The organism is Spirosoma sp., from assembly GCF_026391055.1.
Lineage (GTDB): Bacteria > Bacteroidota > Bacteroidia > Cytophagales > Spirosomataceae > Spirosoma.
Genome location: NZ_JAPLET010000022.1, coordinates 984,596 through 998,036, shown reverse-complemented (window position 1 = coordinate 998,036; position 13,441 = coordinate 984,596). Strand labels below are relative to the sequence as shown.

The window sequence follows — 13,441 nt, the reverse complement described above, 5'->3', positions numbered from 1 at the left end:
AACGGCAGTGAGTTGAGGTTTTAGTTTGTCTTACTGCCACCTTTGCTACCGCCGGTTGAACCACCCGCACTGCGGCTGCCTTTCGACGAGCTCTTGTGCGATGTTGAACTACGGCCGTTTCCTTTCTCACCGTGACCAGTGCCGTTGTCCTGATTATCCGTAATGCGCTGGCCTTCGTACGATTCTTCGACTTTTTCCAGGGTCTTGTCTGCCATAACGTTGTTTGGTTTAGTTGTGGCAGCAAAACCGGTCAGCGGGCGTTTTGTTTGACGTATTCGTCCATCGAAAACCGTCCGGAACCCAGTACCAGAAACACAAGCAAGAGCAATAGAACAATGACCGAAAGCCACAGTTCCGAATTCATGGGCGAGAAGCCCTGGCGGATATTGACGAAGAACAGTGCCCCAACCAGAATAGGCAACTGAAGAATAACCATCAGGCGGGTCATGCAGCCAAGTGCGATCAGAAATCCGCCCATCAAATGGGCAAAAGCCACGTAATGCACAAGAATAACCGGCAAAAGGCCGAAGTGAAGACCGCCCACCAGATTGTTGAGGTAGGCCGTGTCGCTAATGAAACTTACGCCTTTCAGAAAGAGAATGATCCCTAACACAATCCGCAAACCATCTGTCCACGCGGGGTGATGCGTGTCGCCCCAGTGTTCAACGCGATTCAACATGTTCATAGCTGTAAGCGGTTTAGTTAATACGAACCGAATATAAGCTAAATGAATCTGATTGTCAAGGGGTTATTAAGGGTTTGGGTATAGCTGGCGCGGTGTGCGGTAAATACCCGCGCCAGCTATACCCAAACCCAGCCTAAACTTACTCTTAGTCCAATGGTCCGACATGTACCGGTGCCAGGTGTTCGGCTTCATCGGGTTCGAACAGGCGCGAGCGGATCATAAAGCGGACGCCCATCGGAATTTCGAGGGAGAAACTGGCTCCCCGACCAGGGGTTACGTCGATGGTCAGGTGCGTATGCTGCCAATACTCGAACTGATCGCTCGACATCCAGAAATTACACCCTTCAATCTGCCCCAGTAATACGTCCGACGAGCCGATAATAAATTCGCCGTCCTCGTAACACATTGGCGAAGAACCGTCGCAACACCCACCGCTTTGGTGAAACATCAGCGGCCCATTCTCAGCCTTGAGTTTGGCAATGACGTCGGATGCAGCAGGCGTAACATCAACGCGGAAAGTTGTTTGAGTCGTCATAAAGGGAAATTGTTGACAAGAGTTCAGCGTACCTGAACTACCTGGGTCAGAGGTTGTACATCCGTAAAGTTAGGGATGTCGCCCAGCAGTTCGGCACCGTGCGTTCCCATGCCTTTTTCCAACTCGTCGGTTGTGTTAAAGGCCAGGAAGGTAATCATAGCGTAAGGAGGCAGTGCTTCACCACCCGTTATCGCTTCGTTCATATCAACCCCTGTGAGGCCAAACGGCGTTAGCCGCTCTTTCACGAGCGGGATATGTTTCTCCAGGTAATACGTCAGATCGAACTGACTATTTTCTGTTTTTGGGTAAAGAACGGTTAAGCGAACCATAGGAGATGAGTAAAAAAGTGAAATAGTAAATGGCGAAAGAGCAAAAGAGTGAAAGAGCGAAAGCAAGTATATTCCAGCTTTGCGCTCTATCACTCTTTCGCTCTTTCACTCTTTATCAGAAGAAACCAAGTTTGTTTTTGCTATACGAGATCAGCAGGTTTTTTACCTGGCGATAGTGGTTCAGCATCATTAGGTGGTTCTCCCGGCCAAAGCCCGACTTCTTGTACCCGCCAAACGGTGCGTGTGCCGGATAATCGTGGTAGCAGTTTACCCACACACGACCAGCCTGAATCTGCCGGGGAATTGTGTACAGCTCATGCGCATCGCGGGACCAGAAACCGGCACCCAAACCATATAACGTGTCGTTGGCAATGGCTACTGCTTCGTCGGCATCTTTGAAGGTCGTCACCGACAGGACAGGACCGAAGATTTCTTCCTGGAAAATGCGCATTTTGTTGTGTCCTTTGAAGATAGTCGGCTGAATGTAATAGCCTCCTTCTACGCTATCGGCCGGACCGCCACCCGTTAGGACTTCAGCGCCTTCCTGCTTGCCAATGTCAATGTACGACAGAATTTTCTCGTACTGATCGTTGCTGGCCTGCGCACCCATCATGGTTTCCGGGTCGAGTGGGTGACCGAGTTTGATGGCTTTGGTTCGGGCAATGACCCGCTCTATAAACTTATCGTAGATGTCTTCGTGAACCAGCAAACGTGAGGGGCAGGTGCAGATTTCGCCCTGGTTGAGAGCAAACATCACCGCACCTTCTACGCATTTGTCGAAGAACTCGTCATCGGCATCACCAACGGATTTCATGAAGATGTTTGGCGATTTGCCACCCAACTCCATCGTAACCGGATTCAGGTTTTCCGATGCATACTGCATGATCAGGCGGCCGGTGGTGGTTTCACCCGTGAAGGCCACTTTGTTGATGCCTTTATGCTGGGCCAGCGGCTTACCGGCTTCGGGGCCGAAACCCTGGATGATATTGACCACGCCCGCCGGAACAATGCCCTCCAGCAGTTCGAACAATACCGCCAGCGAGGTGGGGGTTTGCTCGGCTGGTTTGATGACCACGCAGCAACCTGCAGCTAGTGCCGGAGCCAGTTTCCAGGTCGCCATCAGCAGCGGGAAGTTCCAGGGAATGATCTGGCCGACAATGCCAATTGGTTCTTTAATGATCAGCGACAGGGTATCGGCATTTAGCTCAGTTGCCGATCCTTCTTCGGCACGGATTACGCCCGCAAAATAGCGGAAGTGATCGACGCAGAGCGGTAGATCGGCGGCCATCGTTTCGCGGAGGGCTTTACCATTCTCAACTGTTTCAACCCGTGCCAGAAATTCCAGATTCTGCTCGATCACGTCGGCAATCTGAAGCAGTACCTTACTCCGTTCAGTAGCCGACGTTTTGCTCCAGGTTTCGAACGCTTTTTGGGCAGCGGCAACGGCCAGATCAACGTCGGCCGCTTTCGAGCGGGGCATCTTGGCGATCAGGCTGCCATCGACCGGCGATTGGTTGTCGAAATATTCGCCCCCGATGGGTGGTACCCACTTGCCGCCTATATAATTTTCGTATTGAGTTTTGAACATGGGCCGGGGCATAATCTTGCTCGGCGCTTCAGCAGTTTGCATGTTTGGAAAGGATTTAATGTAATTAATTAGCTTCTTCACAAATTTTGCCGAAATTGTCCAAGTATTTTTGCGTTATCCTCTCAAATACTTACGAAATCCTCCCATCATTGAGTCGTATGAAAAAAATAGGGAAATTGGCGACCAACGAAGCAGTAAGTGCGTGGGGAGCCAGACTTGACACACTGGTCGAAAACAAGCTGACGTTGAGTCATGATGCGGCCGAACTGCACCTTTACGAAACATTTCAACAGGCCCAACTTATTCAGCTTCGATTCAATGCACCCGTTATGACCAGTATGCTGAGTGGTCGGAAGGTGATGCACCTTCGGGAGTTGGAACCCTTCAACTACCAACCCGGTGAGTCCTTATTATTACCTTCGGATCGCCTGATGCAGATTGATTTCCCCGATGCGACCACCCATGATCCCACGCGCTGTCTGGCACTTACGATTTCGGACGAGTTCATCCGCGAAACCATTGCTGAACTTAACGAAGAGGTACCCCGTGTTGAATTAGTCGATGAGTGGCAACTCAATACCGATAATTACCTGCTGCAAAATGACCCCGAAATCAGTTCGCTGACTGATAAGCTAATTCGCCTGTTTCGGGAAAATAACCCCTTCAAGACTTTCTTTATCAAGAATACCCTTCGTGAGTTGATCGTCCGGCTGTCGCAAACCCAGGTGCGGACGGGACTACTGCATCAAACCAGCCAGCATATTACGACCAACCGACTGGCTTATATCGTATCGTACATTCGGGATAACATCACCCGCAACTTGTCGATTGATGAGTTGAGCGACAAAGCCTGTCTGTCGCAATCTCACTTTTTCCGGCTTTTCAAAAGCGAACTGGGTATTTCGCCCGCGCAGTTTATTCTAGCCGAACGTATCCGTCGGGCCAAAGCCATCCTGAGCGATCCGGCCAAAAGCGTGACGGATGCCTGTTATGAATCGGGTTTCAACAGCGTGACGCACTTCAGCAATGCTTTCCGGTCTGTAGAGCATATCTGCCCCCGCGACTTCAAGCGGCAGCTTGCCGGGCTAAACTAAGTGTAGGAGAGGAGTGCGCACTCCTCTCCCTATTCACCAACATCCTGTTTCATTCCGTATCTTTGGGTAGTTATGACAACAAAGACTTCTTCAAAGGCTACCTTCACCGCGCCTACGCTTGAGTTCATGCGCGAACTCGTTGAAAACAACAATCGGGAGTGGTTTCACGCCAATCGGCCACGGTACGATGCCGCGAAAGCCGAACTAATGGGAGTGGTGGAACGAGTGCTCACGGGCCTGAGTCCGTTTGAACCGCTGGCCAATACGGCTGTCAAAGACTGCATCTTCCGTATCAACCGCGATATCCGTTTTTCCAAAGACAAAGCCCCGTACAAATCAAATCTGGCGTTTGCCATCGGTCCCGGCGGACGACAGTCGGGCCGGATAGATTATTACGTCCATATCCAGCCCGGCAATCAGTCGTTTCTGGGGGCGGGCATGTGGCAACCGACGCCCGCCAACCTCGCCAAGTTTCGGCAGGAGATTGATTATAATGTGCAGGAGTTAAAGGATATTATTGAGGCTCCTGAATTTAAGGCCTATTTCCCGGAGGCCTCGGGCGAGTCGATGAAAACGTCGCCCAAAGGCTACTCCGCCGACCATCCCGAAATTGACCTGCTCCGCCGGAAAGAGCTGTTCTTCCTGCACCGCTACACTGATAAGGAAGTCCTCAAGCCCAACTTCGCCGACGAAGTCGTACGTGGCTGCCGTATCATCAAGCCCTACTGCGATTTGTTGAACTATCTATTCTTCGATGAGAAAGAAGAGTCTGTGACGTTGTAAGGGAGGGTAACGGACAATCATTTACAGCGACTGGGAGCACCCGTGAAGTTTATGAAAAACGAGCTTCCCTAATTCTTTTAGTAATATACTTTGTAATTCAAAGTACTTTATAGTACGTTTGCTGAGTCAACTTTTAATCATAAACAACCACAACTATGCTTACGCAAAACAAACGACTGACCGGCATTGTGCTCACCGTAGCATTACTCTTATCTGTACCTCTTATTGCGATGCAATTTACCAACGAGGTGAACTGGAGTCTGTTCGATTTCATTGTGGCTGGTGTCCTGCTGCTCGGTACGGGTCTAGTTTGTGAGTTTGTCCTGAGGAGGGTAAAGCGGTTTGATTACCGCATTGCTATCTGTAGCGTGATACTGCTAATGCTAGCCCTGATCTGGGTAGAATTAGCGGTCGGCATCTTCGGTTCACCACTGGCTGGCAGCTAGTGAGTTATTGCTTTTGGGCCGGCATGAGCTGGTAATAGCTTGTTCAGGGGAATGCGTAAAACTGGTTCCAGCAAAATAAAATTACGCTATTCTGCAAGTAGCATCCGTGTTGTGTGCGCTTAACATGTGATTGAGGTCGACGGTAAAAACTAGACGATAATCACACAATGAGTAACAAGTCAGTAGTACTCACCATTTGGTTTACCATTCAGGTAGCACTGGGTTTTTCGCAAAACCGGACGCCGGTAATCCGGGAGAATGTACCCCTGGATTCGATTCGGCTGAGCGATCCGTTCGTTCTGGCGGATAAACCTACCGCACTGTATTACATGACGGGTACGGGAGGCATGTTGTGGAAAAGCAAAGACCTCAAAAGCTGGACTGGCCCGTTCAGCATCGCCAAAACTGACCCTGAATCCTGGATGGGCAAGAATCCGATGATTTGGGCCGCCGAGCTGCATGCCTATAAAAACAAATACTACTACTTCGCCACGTTCACCAATCGGGAAGTGAAAATTGATACGGTGGGCGAAAACGTGATCGAACGCCGGGCTAGTCATATTTTGGTCAGCGACAAAGCCGAGGGACCGTATGTACCCATGAAAGACCCGATTTATTTGCCTGCCGACAAACCTACGTTAGACGGTACGTTTTGGGTTGATAAGGACGGGAAGCCCTACATGGTATACTGTTACGAATGGTTACAGAACCTGAACGGAACCATGGAGAAAATAGCCCTCAAACCTGATTTGAGTGGTTCAATCGGTAAAGGGAAGTTACTTTTTAGGGCTAGTGATAGCCCATGGAGCCGTGAAAAAAAGACTGGTGGCCCCAATAAAGTAACGGATGGTCCATTTCTATTCCGTACCGGAACCGGCAGGCTCGGCATGATCTGGACCAGTTGGATTAACGATGTGTATACGCAGGGTGTTGTTTATTCGAAAAGTGGTACGCTGGATGGCCCCTGGATTCACGAGAAAGAGCCAATTACCCCGCCGAATTTCGGTCACGGCATGCTATTTCAAACCCTGACAGGCAAATGGCTGATGTCTGTCCATAGTCATTACAACAGCAACGGCCGTTATATCCGGAATCCTCATTTCTTCGAGGTCGACTTTTCGGGCGACAAGCTGATCGTGGGAAAGCCTTATGTGCCCTGATCGGGGTTAGTCAATGAGCATAAGGCTTTCCGAACGAATAGTTAAGACAGGTCTTTTATAAAACAGACAATTCGTTCGACTTCCTTAAATCCTGCGTTTCGGTGAAAATCTATGCTCGACGAATTGGTTATTTCCGTGTCTGAGCCAAGTTGCGTCAAACCTTTTTGTTTGGCCCAGTCCTCTGCCACCCGAATCAGTTTATTGGCGATGCCCTGTTTCCGATAAGCTGGCCTCACATAAATGCCTTCAATATAGCCTACCGGTGATTCAGCAGAACCTTCAACATAATCATGCCGAATACTAATCAGTATGAATGCAATGTAGCTTGCCCCAACTTTTGCCAGATAACAGGCATCATTGGAGGAGTTTAGGAGAAGGCTATAATTTTCCAGTTCTTCATCGTGGATGCAGTCGGGCCATAATTCGAGAACAAGCTCAACCACATCGTTGATGGTATGCGTTGATAGAGGTTCAATAACCATTGTTGCTAGTCGAATGTGTGGGATATACGCCAGACCAAATTCAGTTCTAAACCTTCAATAAGCCACGGAATCCTCTGGCGGCATAATAGGATTCAGCACCATTGTGATATAGAAACACCGTGTTGTAACGGCGGTCACAAAAAAGCGCACCACCGAGTTTCCTAATGTCAACGGACGCTTGTATCCAACTCGATGTTTTGGTATCAAATTGACCTATTTTCTGAAGTTCGCGATACTGTTCTTCTGTTAACAGCTCAATGCCCATAGCCGCAGCCATACCGAGTGCGCTATTCTTCGGTTTATTCTCTTTCCTCGACGCTAGGGCTTCGTCGTCGTAACAAACACTTCGTCGCCCTTTGGGGCTTTCTTCAGAGCAGTCAACGAATAGGTACTCATCCGTTTGCTGGTCATAGCCAATTACATCGGGCTCTCCGCCGGTGCTTTCCATTTCACTCAGCGACCCTAGTTTTTCAGGAGCAGCTTCCAGCTTTGCCTGAATCTCGCTCCAATCAAGGCCTACATGACGGTGCATATTGTTCTCGAAACGAATTTTCAATTGGTTAAGTAGTTCAACCGCTTTTTCTAGTACCATTTCTTTATCAACTTACTGTGGCATTTCTTTTACAGAATAAGGTGAAACCGAGTAGTAGTATACTGAACTAAAGACTGATTTTTTAATATTTTGAAGGACTTATTTTGGCAAGTAGTGTTTCTTAATGAGCGCTAAAAAAATCCAGCATGGTCGTAAGGGCGCTTTCGCTGTGCATCCGTTCGCCATTTTCGAGCGATTCCTGAGCCACTTTAGCCGCTCGTTTTCGCATGTTGAGTTCATAAACAGAAATGGCTTCCTGTGCTGTAGCGTACTTGTTGGAAGTTAAGCACTCGCTCAATTCCAGCGCATCGAGCATAGCCATATTAACGCCCTCACCGGCAAAGGGGGGCATTACGTGCGCGGCATCCCCCAGCATGGTCAAGGTTGGCTGAGTTTTCCAGGACTGGTCGAGTGGCATGCAATAGATTGGGCGTGGGATAAAGGGAGTTTTTGCACTCGCAAACAACTCGTGCCAAAAGGGGCTCCAATCGGCGTATTTCTCTTTAAACCACGTCAGGAGCTGTGCTTTGTCCGAAAAATTTAAACCGCTTTGGGTGGCCCAGTTCTCGCCGGTTTTGAAGCTGATATAAAAACCAATTTCGCCATTCGCTTTTTGCCCAATCAGTATGTCTTTCTCATTCCCAAAGGCCATTACTTTTCCGCCACGAAGCAAGTTGGAGATCTGTGGCGCCGATTTTTGGGCATTGTAGATGTTGCCCTCCAGCATGGTGATCCCCGAATAAAAAGGCTTACTATCTGTTAGGTATGGGCGAATTTTTGAGTTGGCGCCATCGGCCGCAATAACCATGTCAGCGTAGGCAGTTGTTCCGTTTTTAAAATGCAACAGCCAGCCTTCGTCTTGTTTCTCCATAGAGGCAAAATGATTGTTCCACACAACGGTGTCAGCTTCCAGGGATTGCAGTAGTATCTTACGTAGTGCACCACGGTCTATTTCAGGACGGAAATGCGTATGGCCAAAGTTGTCAAGGACTTTTGTATCATGGTCACTGTAGACTATCTCAGCCTGTCCATTGACAATGACCATTTTATCGGCACCCGCAAGGAAATTTTTCTTAAACTCCTCCAGCAGGCCTGCTTTACGCAACGCAGCCAGCCCTGATTCATCGTGCAAATCAAGCGGGGAGCCCTGCACACGTGCGTATTGATTACTATCTCTTTCATAGACTTTTACCTGTGCACCGTTGAGTTGTAAGAGTCTTGCCAGTGTCAATCCGCCGGGACCACCACCTATAATTGCGATTTGTTTATCTTGTATCAGCATAATGTTGAATCTTATGCTGCAAAATTATAGCTGGTCATAGACTAGGAATTGTAAAAATCGGTCGTTTTGGTTTTTGAACAGTTCTTTGGGTGAAACACCGGAGAGCTTTTTGATCTCCTTAATGAAATGCGATTGGTCGGTGAAGTTGAGTTGCGGAAAAAGCTTGCCTTCTTTGATGTAGGCTAGTGAAGCCTGAAAACGGAGGATGTTGCAATAGGCTTTTAGCGAAAGCCCGAACTGCTGGTTAAAATAACGGTTAATTTGCCGTTCGCTCCATAAGACTTTTTCGGAGAGTTCTTTTATGGTAATCTCACCGTTGACCGCGAAGATGAAGTCAAATAGCTTTCGTTTTCGTTCATCAATTTCCGAGGGGAGGAGCGAGCAAATTTTTTGTGAGATTTTTTCACAAAATTTATCAAAATCATTCAGGTCATCAATGCTGAAACCCCAAAAATTACCAGGCAACTGTTTTCCACTGTTCAGTATGTCGGCAATTGAAACTTCGAAAACATATTCGATGGCAAGGGGATTAAAACTTACGGCAAAAAAGTTTGAAACCTCCTGCTTTGCGTATTTAGGTTCAGTTTCTAAACCCAGTAACGAAATACGGAGTTGATTGTCCGCCGTTCTGGAAAACATTAGATCAATTTTCCCATTCGGAATAATGACCGCTTCGTGGCTGGCAGATAGGTTTTGCAAGGATGAAAAACAATAAACATACTCAGCCAGTGATTCGTCAGGTTTGATAAGTTTGTAAGTTAAGTTTTTTTTCATTTTATTTGAGGCCTAGGAAGGATGTATTGGTGGAGAGAAGGAAAAGTTCAGGCTTAGTAAAGAAGTATGCTTTTTGAGAAAAAATATTAGTCCAAGAAAAAAACTTGAACTTGCTACAAATCCAAAAGCGGAGCTAAATGACCCCGCTTTTGGATTTGCCTTATTACCAACAGTCGTTTTCGGAAGTTAGTCTTAAATCTGTGCCTAGGAGCACTGTGATGATTTTACTAATATTCTTTCGAAAAAAATATTATTTAGCTTGTAAGCCATGTCTTTAGAGGTGTAAGTCTTTTGTTTCCATTTACAAGAGGTGCTTTTACATAATACCCCTTAGAAATACTAGCTCCATTTAAGTATTTACCATTGCCATTTTCATACTCTATATAAGGATATATTTTTAAGTACTCGGCATTACTAAAGGATAAGTGCGTTCTGTTTATTGGGAACAACGCAATGTTTTCAATATACTTTGCTGCATCACCTAAGCCTAATTCCCAGTTACACCACTTGGATCTTATAGCATTTGGAGTAGCAACAAGGACAAATTTATTCGCAATTTTAATTTTTTCTTTTAGTCTCAAAGCTGTGTTTGCATTTGTGTAAGCAGGCATCTCCTCATCCATCCAATCAACATATATATCAACCCCTTCTGTATTCAGAAATGCAATTGTATCTTGAAGAATAACTAATTCTTCATGCTTATGCGAAAGGAAAACCATAGGTTTGGTTTTGATACGAGTTGAACTTTCATTTAAAAATACAATATCGCTTTTTAAAAATATTCTTGTTCGTGATCTATAGTTTGCTAATTGTGACTCTGAAATAAAACTCATACTACTTGACTGTTTTTGTGAGATTGTATTGTTCTTTTTTGTCTCTAAGCTCGATGGCTTTGTCTAAGTATATGTTTGGCTTAACTTTAAACTCCTCCCATTTTACCGAAGTAATATACGAAAAGTCCCCCCTATATATGATTGATCCATTTGAACATAGATATGTATCAGGTGCTTTGAGATTAAACATATTATCTCTCAAAATTTGAAAAAGAAATTGGGTATTGTAATTGGTACAGTTACAAACATTATCTGTATTTAAATAATATCCATAACTACCAAATTCATCAGGCAAAACCACAGCAACAATCCCATTTGATAGGCTAGTACGGCCATTGCGTGTGTATGCTCTTAAAGAATAGGAAATTTCCCATGGCATCCATTGATCTTTTTCCATTTTCCATATATCTTTCATTCCTTTTGAGATAAGCACAATTGTTATACTACTGTCATATATCTTATCCCTTAGAGTAGACGAAATATATTCGTCTGAGAAGGCAGCTAGGCTTTGTCCATCTTCCTCACCTTTATAAATATGATCTTCTTTGTCTAAAATATTAGCCAACTCGTTTACATAATGTCGAGCTTTTGTTTGAACTCTTTGTCTTCCATATAAAATGGAATCTTCATAAATGTTTAGATCCTGCACTTTTGTGTCACTGTATTTGTAGGTCACAAAAACTTTTCTTCCCATAGCCTTATATTTACTCCATTAAATATTTCTGAAATAATGACATGTACCCGTAATCTTTTAAAAATCGTTCATTTTTCATTTCTTCTGGGAAGAAATTGTCGTAAACAATTTTGGTTGCAGCTCCAGTACTTGCAATTGGAAGCAGCAATGCTTCTGAATGTTTTTCTATAAACATATTGTATTCAGTTTCAATCCCCTCCATGCCTCCGATAAAGACAGCAGCTGAGAATTCGAATTCAGATAACATTCTCTCCCTCATATGCAATAAAGATTTATCACGATCATTTTCTACGATATCTGTTAATATAACGTTGTTGAACTTGTTATTGTCCTCAGGAAAGAAATTTTCAAATAGCTTAGATTGATATAGAACAACATGCTCTGGAATTATAATGTCTAATTTTTCCATAACATAATATATTAATGGGGTTATAGATGGATGGCCACCCCAAACGATTCGATGGTAAGGTAATACAGTAGAAGCAAGTGCTATTACAGAATCTCTTATTGCAATAATGTCAGCCGTTCCGATATACTTAGGGTCTCGCTCAGGAAGTGGAATACTCGCAGAGAGAAATATATTTTTTATTTTGTTGCTTGTAGCCATGACTTGAATTCTTGCTTTTTTAATGTTTGGATATCTTTTTTGAAATTATCGTTTAGCCAATCAAGGTGCTTCAACCATTTATCTCTAATTCTCAAATCATCGTAAATTAAACGTACAGAGGTATTCTTATGAACTTCTAGTTCATACCTAATTTCTGCAGATTGACAACTTGTAGATTGCGGAATTCCAATGGTAGGAATGTAGATAATTCTCTTGCCAGAAGGTAAATCTTCAGTTAAAAATTTTTCAGGTTGAACAGTAACAACCCTTCCACAGTCAATAGCGATGTTTCTAAAATCTGTTATAAGGCTATCTTGGCGAGAAGCTAAATTTCTTGCCCTAACGGATTCAACCTGTTGAATTATTTCTTCAACAACAGTATCAGTCAGTTTTGATTTATCCTTATTGTTATAAATGTTATCAACAAAGTCTGATTGTTTTAGAAGTAGTGGGTAGCTTATATGAGAGCTTGAATCAATCTTTCTAATATCATGATTCGGCCAAATAATTTGGACCAAGCCTATTTTTTTCGTTCCTGCTTCAGCAAATTCTTCCTTACACCAATGGCTTTCCAAAAATTTAGGTGTATTAAGCAATACAATCACATCACAATCTGTCATTCGATGCCACAACTCATCTTGGAATGGTTCTCCTTTCCCAATTGAATGAGTATCTAAAAATACATCATAGTTAAAGGACTCCAATGCTTCAAATAATTGAATGGCTATTGAAGTTGATTCTTTACGTCTATAACTAATAAATATCTTTCTTGTAATTCTAAGTAGCTCGAAGGATTCTAAAATGATGTTAGCAACTCTATCTGTTTCATTGTCTTTAAACTGAATTCCATTCTGATTGGATAAAATAGGGGGTATCTCTTTCGAAAATGAATTTTCCTCAATACCTAAAAATATTGGGAGGATCATGGTCCCATCCATTAACAGCTTATTAGTAATGCTCAAGTCTTTGTGATATCCATCAGAATCTCCAAAGTACACTCCGAAGGCTGGCTGATTCCCTATATAATCAGAATGAAATTTATCAGACTCAATAATTTTCAAAATAGTGTGAGGCAGCCCTAAATCACTTAGCTTTTGAAATAACTTAGAAAGGATTTGTGGTTTTGCTTGAACTTCCGAGCCTAATAAAATTAATTGATATTTATATTTCATACATTTTAAAACTAAATGTTTTTATTCTCATTACAAATGGTGGTCGAGTGTAAATTATTATGTTCACATATTTTGTTTAAATTTCTGTTCTTATCTTCATTGTCGCTTTATCATCCTACACTTGCTGCCGACTCAATAACACACAAAGTTTTTTGCTTTATAAAGCAACGTATCATTCTTTCATTGAATAGCAGAGCTTAAATCTAGAATATTTACTAATCGGTTGGTCCTCGGTTATCAATCTATGATTACTTTCCATTATCCATAAGAAACGACAATGTTCTTTTAGGTTTTCGTAGCAAATACAAAATGCGTATTTTGTTCGTGAATTAACCGCTTTTGTTTAACTAAACTTAATAAAAAAGCCCGGAATCGTTTGACGCCT

General features: G+C 44.1%; 17 protein-coding genes. 4 read left to right on the top strand and 13 right to left on the bottom strand.

Annotated features, from left to right (window positions below; translation table 11 throughout):
- Window positions 1–20: 20 nt before the first annotated feature.
- The 5 genes from NT073_RS19605 to NT073_RS19585 form a co-directional block, all read right to left on the bottom strand.
- A complete protein-coding gene (locus tag NT073_RS19605; RefSeq protein WP_297376784.1) occupies window positions 21–215 on the bottom strand; it encodes a hypothetical protein in 195 nt (64 codons plus the stop codon).
- A gap of 35 nt (window positions 216–250) precedes the next feature.
- The gene (locus NT073_RS19600) at window positions 251–685 is read right to left on the bottom strand and encodes a DoxX family protein (RefSeq protein WP_297376782.1); all 435 of its coding nucleotides are present in this window, start codon (window positions 683–685) and stop codon (window positions 251–253) included.
- Between the two features lie 145 nt (window positions 686–830).
- Entirely contained in the window at window positions 831–1,220 is a 390-nt protein-coding gene (locus NT073_RS19595; protein ID WP_297376780.1) for a DUF779 domain-containing protein, read from the bottom strand.
- 23 nt (window positions 1,221–1,243) lie between these two features.
- Entirely contained in the window at window positions 1,244–1,549 is a 306-nt protein-coding gene (locus NT073_RS19590) for an EthD family reductase (protein WP_297376778.1), read from the bottom strand.
- A 115-nt stretch (window positions 1,550–1,664) separates the two neighbouring features.
- Window positions 1,665–3,179: an aldehyde dehydrogenase family protein gene (locus NT073_RS19585; protein WP_297376776.1), complete on the bottom strand. Its 1,515-nt coding sequence runs from the start codon at window positions 3,177–3,179 to the stop codon at window positions 1,665–1,667.
- Window positions 3,180–3,295: 116 nt separating this feature from the next.
- Here NT073_RS19585 and NT073_RS19580 point away from each other — a divergent pair, with 116 nt between their 5' ends.
- The 4 genes from NT073_RS19580 (at window position 3,296) to NT073_RS19565 (ending at window position 6,620) form a co-directional block, all read left to right on the top strand.
- On the top strand, window positions 3,296–4,231 hold the full coding sequence (locus tag NT073_RS19580; RefSeq protein ID WP_297376774.1) for an AraC family transcriptional regulator: 936 nt from the start codon (window positions 3,296–3,298) through the stop codon (window positions 4,229–4,231).
- A 72-nt stretch (window positions 4,232–4,303) separates the two neighbouring features.
- Window positions 4,304–5,014, top strand: coding sequence for a DUF2461 domain-containing protein (locus tag NT073_RS19575; RefSeq protein ID WP_297376772.1), 711 nt, complete (start codon window positions 4,304–4,306; stop codon window positions 5,012–5,014).
- A 155-nt stretch (window positions 5,015–5,169) separates the two neighbouring features.
- A complete protein-coding gene (locus NT073_RS19570; protein ID WP_297376770.1) occupies window positions 5,170–5,460 on the top strand; it encodes a hypothetical protein in 291 nt (96 codons plus the stop codon).
- A gap of 167 nt (window positions 5,461–5,627) precedes the next feature.
- On the top strand, window positions 5,628–6,620 hold the full coding sequence (locus NT073_RS19565; protein WP_297376768.1) for a glycoside hydrolase family 43 protein: 993 nt from the start codon (window positions 5,628–5,630) through the stop codon (window positions 6,618–6,620).
- A 41-nt stretch (window positions 6,621–6,661) separates the two neighbouring features.
- Here the strand turns inward: NT073_RS19565 and aac(6') are convergent, their stop codons facing one another.
- The 8 genes from aac(6') to NT073_RS19525 form a co-directional block, all read right to left on the bottom strand.
- Window positions 6,662–7,102, bottom strand: a complete 441-nt coding sequence (gene aac(6'), locus NT073_RS19560; protein ID WP_297376766.1) for an aminoglycoside 6'-N-acetyltransferase — start codon at window positions 7,100–7,102, stop codon at window positions 6,662–6,664.
- 46 nt (window positions 7,103–7,148) lie between these two features.
- The gene (locus NT073_RS19555; RefSeq protein WP_297376764.1) at window positions 7,149–7,694 is read right to left on the bottom strand and encodes a DUF4256 domain-containing protein; all 546 of its coding nucleotides are present in this window, start codon (window positions 7,692–7,694) and stop codon (window positions 7,149–7,151) included.
- Between the two features lie 121 nt (window positions 7,695–7,815).
- On the bottom strand, window positions 7,816–8,976 hold the full coding sequence (locus NT073_RS19550) for an NAD(P)/FAD-dependent oxidoreductase (protein ID WP_297376762.1): 1,161 nt from the start codon (window positions 8,974–8,976) through the stop codon (window positions 7,816–7,818).
- Window positions 8,977–9,000: 24 nt separating this feature from the next.
- Window positions 9,001–9,750 (bottom strand): AraC family transcriptional regulator, encoded by a 750-nt coding sequence (locus NT073_RS19545; RefSeq protein ID WP_297376761.1) that lies wholly within the window; start codon window positions 9,748–9,750, stop codon window positions 9,001–9,003.
- Between the two features lie 254 nt (window positions 9,751–10,004).
- Complete coding sequence (locus NT073_RS19540; RefSeq protein WP_297376759.1) at window positions 10,005–10,583, bottom strand: toll/interleukin-1 receptor domain-containing protein; 579 nt, start codon at window positions 10,581–10,583, stop codon at window positions 10,005–10,007.
- A gap of 1 nt (window position 10,584) precedes the next feature.
- Window positions 10,585–11,277, bottom strand: a complete 693-nt coding sequence (locus NT073_RS19535) for a TIR domain-containing protein (protein ID WP_297376757.1) — start codon at window positions 11,275–11,277, stop codon at window positions 10,585–10,587.
- 10 nt (window positions 11,278–11,287) lie between these two features.
- On the bottom strand, window positions 11,288–11,884 hold the full coding sequence (locus NT073_RS19530; protein WP_297376756.1) for a hypothetical protein: 597 nt from the start codon (window positions 11,882–11,884) through the stop codon (window positions 11,288–11,290).
- Window positions 11,863–13,056, bottom strand: a complete 1,194-nt coding sequence (locus NT073_RS19525) for a toll/interleukin-1 receptor domain-containing protein (protein WP_297376754.1) — start codon at window positions 13,054–13,056, stop codon at window positions 11,863–11,865. The genes NT073_RS19530 and NT073_RS19525 overlap by 22 nt, the downstream gene beginning before the upstream one ends.
- Window positions 13,057–13,441 lie beyond the last annotated feature (385 nt).